The organism is Pseudomonas sp. RIT-PI-S (assembly GCF_025642975.1).
Classification (GTDB): Bacteria; Pseudomonadota; Gammaproteobacteria; order Pseudomonadales; family Pseudomonadaceae; genus Aquipseudomonas.
Genome location: NZ_JANZKJ010000006.1, coordinates 176,824 through 194,363 on the forward strand (window position 1 = coordinate 176,824; position 17,540 = coordinate 194,363).

The following is a 17,540-nucleotide window of genomic DNA, read 5'->3' on the forward strand; positions in this document are numbered from 1 at the left end:
GCCCCGGGCCGCTCAGGCTTGGCCCTTGATAGCCTTGATACGTAGGTAGAGTGGCCCGGAAACGTCGTCGGGAAGATCCGCTTCATCGATCAGGTCGGTGATGCGGTTCAACTCCAGCAACATAGCCTGGCGCGGCAAAGTGCAAGCGTGGTCGATCATGGCGTTGAAGGCGGCGCCATCCAGTGGCGGCGTGCCCTCTGACTGCTCGTGGCATTCAAGTATGTCCACGATCCTGAGCAGCGTGCCATCGGTTGCCGGCTCCGATTCGTGACCTTGATCGACTTGGTTGTATGCGCCCATGTGAAACACATGTGGCCGGGCAGCGCGTTCGTCGCTGAGCCATGCACTCAGCATCTCCTTGCAACCCTCCTGTTCGAAGCCCACCTCGACTTTTCCACCGGCGTGCAAGCAAACCTGCACGGTGAAGGGCTGGGCGAGGTCTACCGGCTCGAATACCACCTGCTTGGGTGGGGCAGCGGGGTCTGGTGCGATGCGCAAGCCCACCTTGAAAACTCCGGAAAGTCGGTCCTTGGTCTCGATAAACCCTTTGAGGGTAGGGTCGTTGCCATCGTGGCAATGAGCCTGGATCAGCACGAAGCTGCCCTTCCAGTTCACCTGCTGCACCTGCGAGGTCAGCCGTGCAATGTGTTTAACACCATCGGCCAGGTAGAACGGCTTGCCCTTGACCTCACAGCGGGTGCGGTTGACGCTTGCCGTAGTGGCACCGCTAGTCGGCGCCCATAGCACCGCGCAGCCCTCCTCATAGCGGGCGAATTCACGGACTTCGTCGATGCGGTGCCCGGGAACGGTAAGCGCCGTCGTGCCGCCGGGTTTAGGTTTGGGAGTGGTGATATCAAAGGGCGTAAGGTCGAAATTCGCCATAACGCGAGCCTCAATCAGTAGATGGCGGCAGGTACACATACCGTATCGACCCTGCATCACAGTGCCTAGCTGGCAGAGTTGACAGGTACCGAAGGCACAACCCTGGTGGCCACCCTTTTACGTTTATCCTCCTTACCGCTGATCCTGGGCAGGGCGCTGATCCGCAGGGCGGAACCGCGCCACAGCCTTGTGCTGCTTAACCGAACCGCCCGGTGATGTAGTCCTCGGTCTGGGTCTTGTTCGGCTTGGTGAAGATGGTGTCGGTGTCCCCATGCTCGATCAGTTCACCCAGGAACATGAAGGCGGTGTAGTCGGAGCAGCGTGCCGCCTGTTGCATGTTGTGGGTAACGATGATGACGGTGAACTGCTCCTTGAGCTCGGTGATCAACTGCTCGATCCGCCCGGTGGAGATCGGGTCCAGTGCCGAGGTCGGCTCGTCGAGCAGCAGCACCTGCGGGCGCAGGGCGATGGTACGGGCGATGCACAAGCGCTGCTGCTGGCCACCGGAGAGGCTTTGGGCGCTCTGCTTGAGCTTGTCCTTCACCTCGTCCCACAGGGCGGCACCGCGCAGGGCCTGCTCTACCCGCTCCTCCATCTCGCGGCGGTTGAGCCGCTCGTGATGGCGCACCGCGTAGGCAATGTTGTCGAAAATCGACATCGGGAACGGCACAGGCTTCTGGAACACCATGCCCACATGGCTGCGCAGGCGGTTCATGGAGTAACCAGGGGCCAGGATGTTCTCGCCGTTGAGCAGCACCTCACCGCGCGCTTCCTGCTTGGGGTACATCGAATAGATCCGGTTGAACACCCGCAGCAAGGTGGATTTGCCGCAGCCGGAGGGGCCGATGATCGCCGTTACGTGCTTCTCAGGGATGTCCATGTTGATGGACTTTAGCGAGCGATGGCTATCGTAGAAGAACTCGAGGTCGCGCACCTGGATCTTGGTTCGTTTCGGGGCGAGGTTATTCATCAATTGGACCTATCGCGCAAAAGAATGAGGCGGGAAAGCAGGCTAAGCATCAACACGAACATCGTCAGCACAAGCGCACCGGCCCAGGCCAGGGCGTGCCAGTCGTCGAAGGGGCTCATGGCGTACTGGAAGATCACCACCGGCACGCTGGCCATGGGCTTGAGCACATCGCTGCTCCAGAACTGGTTACCGAACGCCGTGAACAGCAGCGGCGCGGTTTCACCGGTGATGCGCGCCAGCGCCAGCAACACTCCGGTCACCACGCCGGCGCGCGCTGCGCGCAGCACGATCTGCAGCGTCAGCTTCCACTGGGGCACGCCCAGCGCCAGCGCGGCTTCTCGCATGGTCGAGGGTTGCAGTTGAAGCATTTCGTCGGTAGTGCGCACTACCACCGGGATCACCAGCAGCGCCAGGGTCAGCGCGCCAGCCAGGGCCGAGAAACCCACGCGATGATCGGTCAGGGCGCTGACGGGCAGGATGAACGCGGTGTAGATGAACAGCCCCAACACGATCGAGGGCGCCGACAACAGAATGTCGTTAATGAAGCGCACCGCCATGCCCAGCTTGGTGTGGCGGGCGAACTCCGCCAGCCATACGCCGGCCATCAGCCCGATCGGAGTGCCGATCAACAGGGCGATCAACGACATCAGCGCGCTGCCATAGAAGGCGTTGGCCAAGCCGCCCGGGCTACCCGGCGGCGGCGTCATCTGGGTGAACAGCGCGGTGCCCAGGGCTTCGAACCCGTTGAGCAAGGTGGTGAGCAGAATCCAAACCAGCCACAGCAGGCCGAATAGCGTGGCCCCGCAGCTCAGGACCATCGCTAGCTTGTTTTTGAAGCTGCGCAGGCGGTAGAGGTTTTCATTCGGCGAACTCACAGGCCCTCCTTGCGCGACAGGCGCATCAGCATCAGCCGGGCACAGGCCAGCACGATGAACGTTACGACGAACAGCAAAAAGCCCAGGGCGATCAGCGAGGAGCGATGCAGGTCGGTGTAGGCCTCGCTGAACTCGTTGGCGATGACCGAGGCGATCGAACTGCTTGGCATCAACAACGAGGCGGACAATTGATGGGCGTTCCCCAGCACGAAGGTCACCGCCATGGTTTCACCCAGCGCGCGGCCGAGGCCGAGGAAGATCCCGCCCACCACCGCAGTGCGGGTATAGGGCAGGACGATGTCCCAGACCACTTCCCAAGTGGTGCCGCCCAGGGCGTAAGCCGACTCTTTCAGAGCCACAGGTACGGTGCGGAACACTTCGTTCATCACCGAGGTAATGAACGGGATGATCATGATTGCCAGCACGATGCCGGCAGTCAGGGTGCCGATGCCCAGGGGCGGCCCTTGGAACAGCGCGCCTATGCCGGGAATGGCCCCGAGCGTGTCATTGATCCAGGGCGACAGGTGTTGCGCCATGAAGGGCGCGAACACGAAGAGGCCCCACATGCCATAGATGATCGAAGGGATACCCGCCAGCAGCTCGATGGCCGAGGCGATCGGCATGCGCAGCCAGGGCGGGGCGACTTCGGTCAGGAAAATAGCGATGCCGAAGCTCACGGGTACCGCGATCAGCAACGCCAGAAAGGAGGTGACCAGGGTTCCATAAACAGGCACCACTGCGCCGAAACGGCCGGCGACGGCGTCCCAGTCCGTAGTGGTGAGGAAGTCCAGGCCGAAGGTTCGGAACGCTTCACTGCCGCCCCACAGGGTTGAACCGGCGATACTGGCCAACAGGAGCAGCACCAGCATGGCAGCGCCGCGCACGGTGCGGCGAAACCATAGGTCGTGGCGTTGGTCCCTGGCCGCGCGGGCTTCGCTTTCGCTTTGGCGCTCGGCAGTCATGTTGGTCAGCACTTGGGAGTTGTCGGTCATGGAGGGCTACTCATGGCAAATCCCCCAGCTGACCGGAGGTCGGCTGAGGGACGGGCTTCAGGTTGCGGTTACTTGGCGAATTCAGACTGCCAGTAGCCTTCGATGCGCTTGACCAGGGTGTCCGGCAGGGCAACGTAGTCCAGCGCCGCGGCTTGGGTCTGGCCTTTCTCGAAGGTCCATTTGAAGAAGTCGAAGGCAGCCTTGCTCTGCTCGGCGTTTTTCGGCTGCTTGTACATGATGATCCAAGTGGTGGCGGTGATCGGCCAGGCGTTTTCGCCAGGGGCGTTGACCATCAGCAGGTTGAAGTCTTTGGCGCTGCTCCAGTCGGCGGTATCCGCCGCGGCCGCGAAGGTTTTCATGTCGGGCGAAACGAACTTGCCAGCGGCGTTCTTGAGCTGGGTATAGGCCATCTGGTTCTGCTTGGCGTAGGCGTATTCCACGTAGCCAATGGAGTTCTTGATCTGCTTCACGTAAGCCGAAACGCCTTCGTTACCCTTGCCACCCACCCCAACCGGCCACTGTACGGTGCTGCCGGCGCCGGCTTTCCATTCGCCGCTGGCTTTCTGCAGGTAGTTGGTGAAGTTGAACGAGGTACCGGAGCCGTCCGAACGGTGCACTACGGTGATCTTGTCGCCCGGCAGGCTGACACCGCTGTTGAGCGCGGCGATGGCTGGGTCGTTCCAGGTGGTGATGGTGCCTTGGAAGATCTTGCCGAGGGTCTCACCGTCCAGCTTCAACTCGCCAGGCTTGATGCCTTCGATGTTGACGATCGGCACGATGCCGCCGATTACGCTAGGGAACTGGCCCAGGCCACCGGCGCTGAGGTCGTCGGCGCTCATCGGCGCGTCGGATGCACCGAAGTCCACGGTTGCTGCTTTGATCTGCGCAATGCCACCGCCCGAACCGATCGACTGATAGTTGATGCGGTGTTCACTGTCTTTGGAGTAGGCCTCGCTCCATTTGGAGAGCACTGGGTATACGAAGCTCGAGCCCGCGCCGGTAACGGTCGTCGCGTGGGCAACACCAGAAAGGCACAGCGAAGCCAGCAAAATCGATAGGCGATTTTTGGTCAGCAGTTTCACGGCAACACCTCAGTCAGGGTCCCCATGGAGTCATTCCAGGGGAGTTGGCCGTGCTGATTTAATGCTTTGAATGTGACCTTTTGATGACAGTCTTTTTAAAACATGGCATTAGGACATTGCCTGATACACGCCGCGTAGCGTGCTCAGGCAATGGAGGAAGGGAGGCAGGGTTTAGCGAACGCCACTCTGGCGCAACGCCGCTTGCGTGTAATCCGCCAGGGTGGCGGTGTATTCGAAGTTGTACGCGTGCTTTTCCTCATTCTTCATGCCCAGCGCCAGGTAACGGCCACTGGTCAAGTCGTAGAGGGTTTCGAGCGTGGTCCATGGCACCTGATAGTTGTAGTAGGTCTGGGCATGGGCCTCCGCGACACGCCACAGCTCACCACGGCCATCGTAATGGTCGATCTCGGCCGCCTGCCAGGTGTCTTCGTCGAAGTAGAATTCTCGCTTGGCATAGATGTGCCGCGCTCCGGGCTTGAGCGTGGCCACCACATGCCATACCCGGCGCAGCTCATAACGCGCCAGGGCCTGGTTGATGTGGCCAGGCTTGATGATGTCGGCGTAGTGAAGCGTGGGCGAGTCCAGTTTGTAGCTGTTGGCCGGGATGTACAGCTCCTGCTTGCCGACCAGCTTCCAGTCGTAACGGTCCGGCGCGCCGTTGTACATGTCGAGGTTGTCCGAGGTGCGCATGCCGTCCGCCGCCGTACCGGGGCCGTCGTAGGCCACCTGTGGTGCTTCCCGCACCCGCCGCTGCCCGGCGTTGTAGACCCAGGCCTTGCGAGGTTGCTTGATCTGGTCGATCGGCTCGTGCACCAGCAACACGGTGCCGGCCAGGCGCGCCGGCGCGGTGACCGCCTGCTTGAAGTAGAAGAGAATATTGCCGGGGTTGGCCGGATCGTAATCCTTCATACGGTCGCGGAAGACGAACGAGTCCTCGAAGGTCACCAGGCTGTAGTCGCCATTCTGCTGCGGCGTGGCCTGGGTAATGGTGCGGCTCACCGAACCGCCGCGGTAGCGGGTGATGTGATTCCACACCACCTCGAGCCCGGTTTGCGGGATCGGGAAAGGAACGGCGATCTTGAAGTTCTCCAAGCCATTGCCGTCACTGACCAGCTTGGCTTGCGTGGCGTTGTCCTTGATCGCCGCGAACACGGCATCCGGCACCGTCGCACCGCGGTGCCCCGGATAAACCGGCAGGTTGTAATCCGGGAAGCGCTTGATCATCGCGACCTGCCCCGGGGTGAGCTTGCTGGCGTATTTATCAACGTTCTTGCTGTCGATCACGAACAGCGGTTTTTCATTGGCATAGGGGTCAGCCAGAAAACCCTTGGCATCGACCGCGCCAGCGGTTTTCGCCATCGGTGCCCATGCCGGAATGGAGCCATCGGCGTTCCCCGCTTTCTCCGCGCCCATAGGCGTGAGAGTGGTACCCAGTTTGGCCGCGTCCGCTGCGGATACCGCCGCCCAACCATTGGCCGCCATTACCGATAACGCCAGAGCCGAGACCCATACCACGGTTTTGATCTTATTCATGCGTCCGTTCCCCGGTCAGAAATTCACGCCAACGCTCATGGCTACAAAGTCGCGATCATCCACGGTGCTGTACTTGCCGTCGAAGAAGTTCGTGTACGACAGGCTGGCCGTGTAGGTGTTGAGGTAGTCCGCATCGAGGCCGAGGCTGATCGCCTTGCGCCCTTCCTCGAAGTTACCGCCCGGGCCTGGCGAGTAGCCATCCACGTCATGAGACCAGGCAACGCTCGGCCGCAGGTTGATACCAGCGATGGCGTTGTTGAAATCCCAGATCGCCCGCATGCGGTAACCCCAGGAGTCGGTGGTGGTGAAACCATCGTTTTCGCAATAGCGGCTGACGTTGTTTTGTGGGCCGCCCGCGAGGGTGCTGGCGTTGAGCGCCTGGCACTGGCCATTGGGCAACGGCCCAGGGCCGTAACTGGGATCACGCCCGTACCGCAGCTTTGAGGTGCTTTCGAGCCCACCGACGTGAGTCCAGCCCACCTCCCCTACCAGGGTAAGTCGGTCGGCCCACATGACCTGATCGAAGAAGTGCGTGAAGGTGGTCTGCAGTTGGGTGATTTCCTTGCGCCGGTAGCCCGGCTGGTCGGTATCAGGAGCGCCCTGCACTTGGGACACATTGGGGTTGAGCGGGGACAGCCCTGAATAAAGGATGTCAGTGGTGTTGATCTGAACCGGCGCATTGGGCCGGTAGCTGAGTTCACCACTCCAGGCTGTGCCCGTAGGCAGCGTGGTGGAGAAGCTCAAGCCATACAGGTGAATGTCCTCAGGGTACTCCACGTAGTAACTGCCATTACCCGCCACCACGACCGGCAATAGCGTGGAGGCCAGGGCGCTAGCGGTGGCGAGCGGAATCCCGGAGCCGACCAGCGACCCCACCAAGTTGGCGGCGCTGTATGCACTGGCGGAGCCGCCCCGGCCGCTGAACACCGGCAGGCGGCTGTGGTAGTTCATGTAGTACGCACCGAATTCGGTGTCCAGCGGCTCGAAGTTATAGTGCATGGCCAAGCCGAACTGGCCACTATCGCGCGCGTCCCGATCGGGGTCGCGGGCCACCACCACGCCCTCGTTGCTGAAGTTGACCCCTTGGCGCCCCAGGCTGCCCAGCACGGCTGAGCGTGCTGCCGCCGGAAGCCCCGCGGCGCCCAAGGCGCTGCTCAGCCGGCTGCTGGTACGCAACACCGCCAGGTTGTTGTCGCAACCGTCTGCGATCACATCAGCCTGCGAGAAGAAGGTGCCGCAGTTGTCCACCACCGTCTGGTCCCACTCAAGCTGATAAAAGCCTTCCGCTGAGAGGTTGTCGGTGAGGTTTTGCGACAGGTAGAACATGTTGACCGGAATCAGCCCTTCCTTGATTTCCGCGCCGGGGCGGCGGAAGGCAGACACATCGACCGGGTTGATGCTGTTGATGGAATTGCCGATGAAGGTGCTTTCGCCCCAGCTCACCACCTGCTTGCCCAGGCGCACCGTGCCTGGCAGGTCGGCGATGGAATAGTTGTGATAGATAAAGGCGTCGAGCAACTGGGCGCCGGAAGACTTCGCCCCCTCCTTGCGGCCTGAATCACTGATGTCCTTGAAGCGGCGGTCTTCGTCCTTGAGCTCGAAGTCGTACCAGTACTTGCCTCGGAGGAACACCCCGGTGTCGCCGTACTTGAGCTCCAAGTCATGGATGCCCTTGAAGATCTTCGAGAAGGTCTCGCCGCGTTTGAAGTTCAGGTGACCGTCGTCAGAGGTCTGCGACAGGCCACGGCCCCCGTTGTTTATACCGATGAGGTTCTTGTTCGGGCTGGCGGTAGACCAGCTGGAGCCGATGGACAGGGACGAATCGAACTGGCCTTCGATCTCGCCGATATTGAAGCTCACCGCGAACGCCGGTGTGGCGAAGGTAGATGCAAGGCTGACGGCCAGCGGCAGCCTGCCCCACTGCCAGAGGGAACGGATCGGGTTCATCGACACTACTCCATATACATTCTTGTTATTGGGAGCGGCCAAACGCCTGGGCGCTGGTGACCGTGCCGAGAAGCGCACGGCCTTGAGCCCGGTTGTGACAGCTAAAAAGCCGCACAAGCACGAGGCCCGAAGTCGACTATAGCTAGGTCCGAGCGCATGAGCTTGCGGTGATGTATCACAATATTCACCAGTGATGGCCAGATGAGCCACGCGGTGCGCGGCAGTGCTCCCAAGAATGGCCGAAATAGTACATTACGCAAGATCGTTAGCCAGTTTCGAAGGCTCTGGCACGGGCTATTGAGATAAACAACGCTAGAGCGCGACGATGGCCGGGTGGCCATCAGCCTGCCAACGCTTGATGTCTGCCCGGATACGTTTCTTGTCCAGCTTGCCCACGCTGGTCTTCGGGATCTGGTCCACCACCGCCACTTGGCTTGGGATGGCCCACTTGTTGATTTGCCCCTGCTGAACGTACGGCAACAGATGCCGCTTTAAATCGCCCGCCAGCGTAGCCGCCACCGGCTCCTGCTCCGGCCGCAGCACCAGCAGGGCAAACGGCCTCTCGCCCCATTGCGCATCTGGCACCCCCACCACAGCCACCTCGCGTACCGCCGGATGCAAAGCGATCAGCCCTTCCAGCTCCAGCGAGGAGATCCACTCACCGCCGGTCTTGATCACGTCTTTGATCCGATCACGGATATCGATGACGCCGTGGTGGTCCAGGGTCGCGACGTCGCCGGTATGCAGCCAGCCGCCCGCCCACAGCTCCGCACTGCGCTCGGGCTCGTCAAGGTAGCCCATGCTCAGCCAAGGCGCACGCAACACAAGCTCGCCCTGGCTTTCGCCATCCGCTGGAAGCACCTGCCCCGACGAATCCAGCACCGCCGCTTCGACCAGCGGCACCGGCACGCCAGCTTTCAGCCGAAAATCTGCACGCACTTCGGCGTCGGCGGCCATCAGTGCCTGATCGAAGTAGGCGCAAGAGATCATTGGGCAGGTTTCCGACATGCCATAGGCTGCGGTCAATTGAATGCCACGCGCCAGAGCGGCGTCGTAGAGGGCCCGGTTGAGCGCGCTGCCACCGATGATGATGCGCCAGCCGGCAAAATCCACACCCTGCGCACGGTCGCAGTTGAGCAGCATCTGCAAGATGGTGGGCACGCAATGGGAGAAGGTCACCTGCTCGGTTTGCCACAACCGCAGCAGCATGTCTGGCTCGTAACGGCCTGGGTACACCTGCTTGATGCCAAGCATGGTCGCCGCGTAAGGCACGCCCCAGGCATGCACGTGGAACATCGGAGTAATGGGCATATACACGTCGTTGGTGCCCATCAGGCGCACACAGTCGATGCTTCCCAGCATGGTCGACAGCGAGAGGGTGTGCAGCACCAGCTGCCGATGAGTGAAGTACACCCCCTTGGGGTTTCCCGTGGTGCCGGTGGTGTAGAAGGTGGTCGCTACCGAGTTTTCGTCGAAATCCGGGAAGGCATACTCGGGGCTGGCCGCCGCCAGCAGCGTTTCGTACTCACCCAGCAGCCCTGGCAGGTCCGCCTGCGGGTGAGGGTTGTCGGTGAGCAAAATGGTATTGCTCACGGTGGTCAACTGCCCGGCGACGGCTTGGTACAGGGGCACGAAGTCTGCGTTGACCAGCACGTAGCGGTCCTCGGCGTGGTTCATCGTGTAGAGAATCTGTTCCGGTGACAGCCGCACGTTGATCGTGTGCACCACGGCCCCGATCATCGGAATGGCGAACATGCATTCCAGGTAGCGATGACTGTCCCAATCCATCACCGCCACGGTATCGCCCGCTTTGACGCCAGCCTGAGTGAGTACATTGGCGAGCCGGGCAATGCGCTCGCCGAGGGTTTTGTAGCTGTAGCGCAGCTGGTCCCGGTAGACGATCTCGCGGGCTTGCTCGTAGCGGCTGCCGGACATCAACAGCCGCTTGATCAACAGCGGGAAGGCATAAGCGCCTGGAGTAGGCGGGATGATCCGAGTCTGCATCGTGGAGGGTCCTTTGGCGAGCGGAGGGGCACGCCAAAGCCTAGCTCATCGCCTGCCGGCCACGCGCGGCCCGGCAAGGCACCGCTCAATGCATTTCGGTAAACGCGATCTTCACTCCGAGCGCGATCAGCACCGCGCCCATGGTGCGGTCGAACCAATGGCCGATACGGGCAAAGCCTGCGCGCACCCGGGCGTTGCTGAACAACCTGGCAACCAGGCAGAACCAGGCGGCAGTGGCCACAGCCAGGTACACCCCATAAGCGGCTTGCACGGCAAGCGGGGTATGCGGATTGATGACCACGGTAAACAACGACAAAAAGAACAGCGTGGCCTTAGGGTTCAATCCATTGGTCATGAAGCCCGCCACATAAGCGGCCTTCGGCGCTCGGCCCTGGGGAACGGCTACGGCTTCGCTGGGCTGGGCGCCGGCTGGGCGAGCGCGCAGCGCCTTGAAGCCGATGTACAGCAGGTAGGCGGCGGCGAGCCATTTAAGGGCATTGAACAGCACGATCGACTGAGAAACGATCAGGCCAATGCCCAGCAGCGAATAGCCGACGTGCAGGAAGATCGCCGAGCCGACCCCCAGGGCTGTCCAGGTCCCGGCGCGGCGACCATGCGTGACACTCTCGCGCACCACCACGGCGAAGTCCGGCCCAGGGCTGGCGACCGCCAGCAGGTGAATGGCGGCCACTGCCAGAAACTCACTCCAATACATGTGCAAACCTCTAAAAGATGTAACAAGCCGATGCAGCGGTTACCTTACCCCTTCGCCGGCTACCCCGACAGATACAGTTGCCTCCAAGAGACCGCCCATGACCCCGAACCGCCGCGCCGTTTTTCTGGATTACAGCTCCCTGGACCTGGGCGACCTGGACCCCAGCTCCCTGCGCCAGGCCTTCGACAGCCTGGAGCTGCATGCGCATACCGCTCCGGGCGACGTCGCTGCCCGCCTGGCGGATGCACAGGTGGCGATCACCAACAAGGTCGTGATCGACGCCTCGACGCTCGCCCGCAGCCCTGACCTCAAGCTGATCCTTGTGGCTGCTACGGGTACCAACAATGTAGACCTCTCTGCCGCCGCCAACCACGGCGTCACAGTGTGCAACTGCCAAGGCTACGGCACCCCTTCGGTGGCGCAGCACACCTTGATGCTGCTGCTCGCCCTGGCTACCCGCCTGCCCGACTACCAGCGCGCCGTGGCAGAGGGTCGCTGGCAGCGCTCGGCGCAGTTCTGTTTGCTCGATTACCCGATCATGGAGCTTGAAGGCAAAACCCTTGGGCTACTGGGGCATGGCGAGCTGGGCAGCGCAGTGGCACGGCTGGCCGAAGCCTTCGGCATGCGCGTGCTGCTTGGGCAGCTCCCCGGGCGCCCCGCGCGCGAAGGCCGTTTGCCGCTCGAGGCGCTGTTGCCACAAGTGGATGCCCTCACCCTGCACTGCCCCCTCACCGAACACACCCGCGGCATGATAGGCGCGGCGCAACTCGCGCGGCTCAAACCGGGCGCGCTGCTGGTGAACACTGCCCGCGGTGGTATCGTCGATGAACGTGCCTTGGCCGACGCCTTGCGCAGTGGCCATCTTGGCGGCGCCGCCACCGATGTGTTGAGTACCGAGCCTCCTGCCCAGGGCAACCCATTGCTGGCCGCCGACCTCCCGCGGCTGATCGTTACCCCGCACAGCGCCTGGGGCAGCAAGGAAGCGCGGCAGCGGATCATCGAGCAGATGAGCGAAAACGCCCAGGGTTACTTTGCCGGCCAGCCGTTGCGGGTGGTCGGTTAAGCTGGCGGGGTCTGATAAACTCGGCGTTTTTGCCAGGAGTTCGCCATGGACCCGCGCAGTGAAGTGCTGCTTCGCCAGGCCCATTTGTTCCAAGGCCGCCTATTGCTCGTCGGTTTGCCCGCCGACGGGCTGCTCGACAGGCTACCGGATACCCATGGCTGGAGCTGGAACGCCGCCGACCATGCTGCCCTCACCCTGCGCCACGGCGAGCGGGCAAACTTTGGCGTCAGCCCGCCCGAAGGGGACTTCCACGCCGCGGTGGTGTTCCTGCCCAAGGCGCGGGAGCTTGCGGCGTATGTGCTCAATGCGCTGGCCAGCCGCCTGGCTGGGCGCAGCCTGTTCCTGGTAGGCGAAAAACGTGGCGGCATCGAGGGCGCAGCGCGTCAGTTGGCCGCCTTCGGTCGCCCGCGCAAGCTCGACAGCGCGCGCCACTGCCAGCTGTGGCAAGTGGATGTCGATCAAGCGCCCACCGAACCGCACCTCAACAGCCTCGCCCAGCGGTTCACCCTGGAGCTGGAGGGTGCAGAGCCGTTGAACGTGGTCAGCCTGCCAGGGGTGTTCAGCCATGGGCGGCTTGACCGCGGCACACGCTTGCTCCTGGGGCAACTCGACGGGTTACCCGCGGCCCACCTGCTGGATTTCGGCTGCGGCGCCGGTGTGATCGGCGCAGTGCTCAAGCGGCGCTACCCGCAAGCCCGGGTCAGCCTGCTGGATGTGGACGCTTTCGCTATCGCCAGCGCCCGGCTCACGCTGGAAGCCAATGGCCTGGAGGGTGAGCTCATCTGCGCCGATGGCATCGGCGGGGCGCCGCAGGGGTTGAGCGCGATCATCAGCAACCCACCCTTCCACACTGGAGTTCATACCGATTACCGAGCCAGCGAGGCCCTGCTTCAGCGAGCGGCGTCCCACTTGGCGCCGGGAGGCGAGATCCGCCTGGTAGCCAACAGCTTCTTGCGTTACCAGCCGCTGCTCGAAGCGCACCTGCGCGATTGCTCGGTGCTGGCCGAGGGCGACGGTTTCCGCGTGTATCGCGCGCTTCGATAGTGGCAAAGCCCTTGCGCTTGGCGGCCAGGGTAGGCAGAATCCGCTCCGTCCTAGGGGAGTAGTCTCCGCGAGCTCGCGCTCACAGGCATGCGTCAACATACTTGGCCCTCAGGCCATGGCGCTGCGACCCCCGTGCCCACCTGCGGCACCGGCCGGTTTGACAAGACCTATGACACGTTCACCTTACCCGGGGCGGGGAGGTCGTACGTGTCATAGCCGTGTTGACCCGCCCCTGTAGGAAGCCTGATGCTCGAATCCCTGCTTGTCCCCACCGGTGTGGTGGCCCTCGCCGAAATCGGTGACAAGACCCAACTGCTTGCCCTTATTCTCGCCGCTCGCTTTCGCAAGCCTTGGCCGATCATTGCCGGCATCGTTGCCGCGACCCTGGCCAACCATGCCGCCGCTGGCGCGGTGGGCGCGCTGGTCAGCAATTTCCTTTCGCAGACCGTGCTGCACTGGATCCTCGCCGCCAGCTTCACCGCCACTGCCCTATGGACCCTCGTTCCAGACAAGATCGACGACGACGAAACCCGTACCGGCAAGGCGTATGGGCCGTTCGTAACCACGCTGATCGCGTTCTTCCTGGCAGAAATCGGCGACAAGACCCAAGTCGCCACGGTGATGCTTGCCGCGCAATACCCTCATCTGATCCTGGTGATCCTGGGGACCACCCTGGGCATGCTCGCGGCCAATGTGCCGGTAGTGCTGGCCGGTAACTTCGCCGCCGACAAACTGCCGCTGACGCTGATCCGCCGGCTGGCGGCGCTGTCGTTCTTCGTGCTGGCGGCGTTTGCTGTGTACGAAGCCATGAAGGTCAGCGGCTGGGTGGGTTGACTCAGGCGCACCGCTGGCCACCCCGCGCCAGAAGGCGCGGGGCTAGCCTCAGCTTTTCTTGGCGGCCTGGTAAAGCGGCTGCACCTTAGGGATGGCCGCTTCCAGCGCGGCGATACGGTTGGCGCTGGAAGGGTGGGTGCTGGTGAACTCTGGCGGTGCGTTACCGGCTTCGGCCGCGGTCATTTTTTTCCACAGGCTGATTGCGGCATTGGGGTCGAAACCTGCCCGGGCCGCCAGTTCAAGGCCGATCAGGTCGGCCTCGTTCTCATTGGCCCGGCTGTTGGGCAACGTCAGGCTGTATTGCACCACGGTGTCGGCCAAGGCCAGGCTGTCCTGGCCAAGCCCCAGCAGCGCACCGGCGCCGGTCCTGGCCATCTCGATACCATAGGCCTTGGACATCGCCTCGCGCCCATGCTCGCGCAGGGCGTGGGCAATTTCATGCCCCATCACCGCAGCGAGTTCATCATCGGTGAGCTTGAGGCTGTCGATGATCCCGGTATACACGATGATCTTGCCGCCTGGCCCGCAGTTGGCGTTGAGTTCATCACTTTTGATCAAGTTCACTTCCCAGGTCCATTGGGCGGAGTCTGGGCGCAGTTTCGGTGCCTGGGCGATCAGCCGGTTGGCGATGGCCTGTACCCGCTTGGCTTCGGCGCTGTTTTTGTCCAGCACGCCTTTGCCGGACGCCTCGGTGAGGGTCTGCTGGTACGACTGGGCATACATCTGGTTCACCTGTGCGGTGGACAGCATGCTGAACATATATTGCTTGCGCTCCACGCCCACGGCATCGCCGCTGGTGGTGTTGACGGCCTGGCAGGCAGCGAGCAACAGGCTGCTGCTCAGGGCCAGAGTGGCAAACGGCTTACGCATGGGAGGCTCCGTGTGAATGCTAGGTCGCCAATGCTAGCAGCTCTGTATCAGCGCAGACACACAACCTACGCAGGCGTCAGGCACTCCGGCGCATTGAGCTTGGGGTCGTTCACCAGGTTGGCCAGCGGCCGCTCCAGCAGTGCTGCCGGGGGTTGCGCCAGCAGTGAGTAGAGCAGCGGCAGCGGCGTGGCCAGGTCCAGCCAGGCGGCTTGGCCAGCGGCGTCGAGGATCAACGGCCGCCGCTGGTTCGCTGCCGCTTGGGTGACGATAGCCATGCTCAGCCACAACTGCTCTTGCACCGGGAAGGCGTCCCATACGGCGGCAAAGTACAAAAAGGAGCCTTGCGCAGGGGTCAGCCAGTAAGGCCGCTTGCGCACCCCGCCGCGCCACTCGTAAAAGCCGTTCGCCGGCACCAGGCAGCGCCGCGCCCGGAAAGGCTCGCGGAACATGGGTTGTTCGGCCAGGGTCTCGGCCCGCGCATGGTTAGGGGTACGGGACAGATCGGTGAGCCAGGGTGGGGTCAGGCCCCAGCGCGCCGTGGCCAGTTCACGGCCACCCTCCCCCTGGCGTTCTATCAGTACCTGCTGGCCCGGAGAGATATTCCACTGCGACCGCTGGTCGCCTGGAAAACCCGGCAGGGCGGCGAACGCCGGAGCCCAACGGAACAACGCATAACGACCGCACATGCACAATGACTCCGGCTCAGCACAGCAAACTACCCGGGTAGCTGTCCGGCTCTTCGGCCGGCAGCACGAAGGCGGCATTGTACGCATCGATCAGTGCCCGCGCGCGCTCGGCATGGTCGTCGTCGACCAGCAGCGCGAGCAAGCCGAGCGCGGGCAGTTCGCCCACGCCGCCCATCAGGTGTGCGCCGCTAAGGTGGGCCACTACGCCTTCGCTGGCCAGCATGCCCACCAGCAGCTCCGCTTCCAGCAGGCTTTCGGGCTCGTAGATGCGGCGCATCATTCGTTCTCGCTGCGTACGTCGAGCGACCACTGGGTGCCGTCGGTGTACAGGTTGAACACCAAGGGGCGGCAGCATACCGGGCAGTCTTCTATATATTGCTGGTCGCCGGCCGAGAGATCGAGCACCGCCTCGACTGGCTCGCCGCAACATGGGCATTGATAACGCTCGTTTTCCAGCATCGGAACACCCCTGCAAGTTATGCGTATAATGCCGCGTTTGTTTATAACCCTAGCCGTTTCCAACAAGAGAGCATATGGGCGAATTCGATACCATCCGGCCCTACGATGATTCCGAGGTCAAAGCCGTCCTTAGCCGCCTGCTGAGCGACCCGGCCTTTCTCGACATTCTCACCCGCTTTCGTTTTCCGCGCTTCGCCGGGCCGCTCGGCTGGGCCTTGCGCCCGCTGATCGCGCGCAAGCTGCGCAATGAATTCGCCGGTATCGAGAGCGTCGCGGCCTTGCAGGACAAGGTCGAGTTCTACGTGGACCACACTATCGAGCGCGCAACGGATGGCGTGACCTACACCGGTGTGGAGCAGCTGCAGCACGGTAATGCCTACCTGCTGCTGGCCAACCATCGCGACATCGTGATGGACCCGGCCTTCGTCAACTATGCGGTCTACCACGCGGGCCTGCCCACGCCGCGTATCGCCATTGGCGATAACCTGCTGCAAAAGCCCTTCGTCAGCGACCTGATGCGCCTGAACAAGAGCTTTATCGTGCACCGCTCAATCAGCGGCCGGCGCGAGAAGCTCGCCGCTTACCAGCTGTTGTCGGCTTACATCAACCACTCCATCCGCACCGACTGCCAGTCGGTGTGGATCGCCCAGGCTGAAGGGCGCGCCAAGGACGGGGACGATCGCACCGATTCAGCGATCCTCAAGATGTTCCACATGAGCCGCAAGGATGAGCCTTTTGGCGATGTCATTCGCTCGCTCAACCTCACGCCTGTGTCCATCAGTTACGAATATGACCCCTGCGACCTGGCCAAGGCCCGCGAGCTGTACATCCGCGCTACCACCGGCGGGTACGTGAAGGCACCTGGGGAGGACGACATCAGTATTGCCCTGGGCATCACCGGCTATAAGGGCCGCGTACACATCAACTTTTCCGCTCCGGTCACCGAACAGTTCGCCGACCCTCGCCAGCTGGCGGCGGAGATCGACCGCTGCGTGCTCGCCGGCTACCGGCTGTTCCCGGTGCACTACCTGGCATATGCCCGCTGGGAAGGAGCCGATCCTGCATTGCAGGTGCCGAACGCGGCGAGCCTGTTCGGTGCCGAGGAGCTGGATAAAGCCAAGGCAGAGTGGCAACACCGCTTGGAGGCCTGCCCGGCGGAACATCGGCCCTGGCTGATCGCCCAATATGCTTGCCCGGTACGCAACCAATACCGTGTCAAGGCAGGGCTACCGCTGGACGCCTGAGCGCCGTTCGTCATAACACCGTCATCAAAGCACGTCAGGCTGTGCGCCCAGATCAGACGCACAGTTCGACGGAGCCCCGGCATGCTGCACGCCAATAATCAGGATCGCCTCTACCTGATCGCCCCCAGCGATGAACAAGAAGCCCTCATCGATGCAATGGCATTCAACGTCCAGGACAGAGGCTGGCTGGTGTATTGCGCATTGGGCGGCCATCAACACCCCAACTGGCCAGAAGTGGACCCCGCAACGGGGATCAGCCTGCTGGATTGGCACATCGAGGCGGCATAAAAAAACCCGCCCTGTGGGGGCGGGCGAGCCCGCGAACGCCGCCATCGCTCCG

Annotated in this window: 18 protein-coding genes; 5 read left to right on the plus strand and 13 right to left on the minus strand. The window is 62.7% G+C overall.

The annotated features are described in order from the left end of the window. Positions 1-12: 12 nt before the first annotated feature. From OGL93_RS11110 to OGL93_RS11150, 9 genes are all read right to left on the minus strand, one after another. Entirely contained in the window at positions 13-882 is an 870-nt protein-coding gene (locus tag OGL93_RS11110) for a polysaccharide lyase family 7 protein (protein ID WP_263262692.1), read from the minus strand. A 196-nt stretch (positions 883-1,078) separates the two neighbouring features. Beyond that, complete coding sequence (pstB, locus tag OGL93_RS11115; RefSeq protein ID WP_263262693.1) at positions 1,079-1,852, minus strand: phosphate ABC transporter ATP-binding protein PstB; 774 nt, start codon at positions 1,850-1,852, stop codon at positions 1,079-1,081. Next, complete coding sequence (gene pstA / locus OGL93_RS11120; protein ID WP_263262775.1) at positions 1,852-2,670, minus strand: phosphate ABC transporter permease PstA; 819 nt, start codon at positions 2,668-2,670, stop codon at positions 1,852-1,854. The genes pstB and pstA overlap by 1 nt, the downstream gene beginning before the upstream one ends. 53 nt (positions 2,671-2,723) lie before the next feature. Continuing rightward, a complete protein-coding gene (pstC, locus tag OGL93_RS11125; RefSeq protein ID WP_263262694.1) occupies positions 2,724-3,719 on the minus strand; it encodes a phosphate ABC transporter permease subunit PstC in 996 nt (331 codons plus the stop codon). Between the two features lie 68 nt (positions 3,720-3,787). Continuing rightward, positions 3,788-4,801 carry a phosphate ABC transporter substrate-binding protein PstS gene (gene pstS, locus OGL93_RS11130; protein WP_263262695.1) on the minus strand — a complete coding sequence of 338 codons (1,014 nt, stop codon included), beginning with the start codon at positions 4,799-4,801 and terminating at the stop codon, positions 3,788-3,790. A gap of 171 nt (positions 4,802-4,972) precedes the next feature. Further along, the gene (locus tag OGL93_RS11135) at positions 4,973-6,334 is read right to left on the minus strand and encodes a DUF1329 domain-containing protein (protein WP_263262696.1); all 1,362 of its coding nucleotides are present in this window, start codon (positions 6,332-6,334) and stop codon (positions 4,973-4,975) included. A 15-nt stretch (positions 6,335-6,349) separates the two neighbouring features. Further along, positions 6,350-8,281, minus strand: a complete 1,932-nt coding sequence (locus OGL93_RS11140) for a DUF1302 domain-containing protein (RefSeq protein WP_263262697.1) — start codon at positions 8,279-8,281, stop codon at positions 6,350-6,352. Positions 8,282-8,593: 312 nt separating this feature from the next. Beyond that, complete coding sequence (locus tag OGL93_RS11145) at positions 8,594-10,285, minus strand: fatty acid--CoA ligase (protein WP_263262698.1); 1,692 nt, start codon at positions 10,283-10,285, stop codon at positions 8,594-8,596. An 85-nt stretch (positions 10,286-10,370) separates the two neighbouring features. Next, on the minus strand, positions 10,371-11,000 hold the full coding sequence (locus OGL93_RS11150; protein WP_263262699.1) for a LysE family transporter: 630 nt from the start codon (positions 10,998-11,000) through the stop codon (positions 10,371-10,373). A gap of 97 nt (positions 11,001-11,097) precedes the next feature. Between OGL93_RS11150 and OGL93_RS11155 the strand changes: the two genes are divergently transcribed. The 3 genes from OGL93_RS11155 to OGL93_RS11165 all read left to right on the plus strand — a co-directional run bounded on the left by OGL93_RS11155 (position 11,098) and on the right by OGL93_RS11165 (position 13,941). Beyond that, positions 11,098-12,063: a 2-hydroxyacid dehydrogenase gene (locus OGL93_RS11155; protein ID WP_263262700.1), complete on the plus strand. Its 966-nt coding sequence runs from the start codon at positions 11,098-11,100 to the stop codon at positions 12,061-12,063. 45 nt (positions 12,064-12,108) lie between these two features. Further along, a complete protein-coding gene (locus OGL93_RS11160; protein ID WP_263262701.1) occupies positions 12,109-13,107 on the plus strand; it encodes a class I SAM-dependent methyltransferase in 999 nt (332 codons plus the stop codon). 246 nt (positions 13,108-13,353) lie between these two features. Beyond that, positions 13,354-13,941, plus strand: coding sequence for a TMEM165/GDT1 family protein (locus OGL93_RS11165; RefSeq protein WP_263262702.1), 588 nt, complete (start codon positions 13,354-13,356; stop codon positions 13,939-13,941). A gap of 48 nt (positions 13,942-13,989) precedes the next feature. Here the strand turns inward: OGL93_RS11165 and OGL93_RS11170 are convergent, their stop codons facing one another. The 4 genes from OGL93_RS11170 to OGL93_RS11185 form a co-directional block, all read right to left on the minus strand. Further along, positions 13,990-14,811 (minus strand): M48 family metallopeptidase, encoded by an 822-nt coding sequence (locus OGL93_RS11170; protein WP_263262703.1) that lies wholly within the window; start codon positions 14,809-14,811, stop codon positions 13,990-13,992. 65 nt (positions 14,812-14,876) lie between these two features. Beyond that, positions 14,877-15,497 carry an SOS response-associated peptidase gene (locus OGL93_RS11175; RefSeq protein ID WP_263262704.1) on the minus strand — a complete coding sequence of 207 codons (621 nt, stop codon included), beginning with the start codon at positions 15,495-15,497 and terminating at the stop codon, positions 14,877-14,879. A 16-nt stretch (positions 15,498-15,513) separates the two neighbouring features. Further along, a complete protein-coding gene (locus OGL93_RS11180; RefSeq protein ID WP_263262776.1) occupies positions 15,514-15,774 on the minus strand; it encodes a DUF2007 domain-containing protein in 261 nt (86 codons plus the stop codon). Then, entirely contained in the window at positions 15,774-15,956 is a 183-nt protein-coding gene (locus tag OGL93_RS11185) for a CPXCG motif-containing cysteine-rich protein (RefSeq protein ID WP_263262705.1), read from the minus strand. Before OGL93_RS11185 ends, OGL93_RS11180 begins: the two co-directional genes overlap by 1 nt. A 74-nt stretch (positions 15,957-16,030) precedes the next feature. Between OGL93_RS11185 and OGL93_RS11190 the strand changes: the two genes are divergently transcribed. Both OGL93_RS11190 and OGL93_RS11195 read left to right on the plus strand, forming a co-directional pair. Continuing rightward, entirely contained in the window at positions 16,031-17,200 is a 1,170-nt protein-coding gene (locus OGL93_RS11190) for a 1-acyl-sn-glycerol-3-phosphate acyltransferase (protein WP_263262706.1), read from the plus strand. An 81-nt stretch (positions 17,201-17,281) separates the two neighbouring features. Beyond that, complete coding sequence (locus OGL93_RS11195) at positions 17,282-17,488, plus strand: hypothetical protein (protein ID WP_263262707.1); 207 nt, start codon at positions 17,282-17,284, stop codon at positions 17,486-17,488. Positions 17,489-17,540 lie beyond the last annotated feature (52 nt).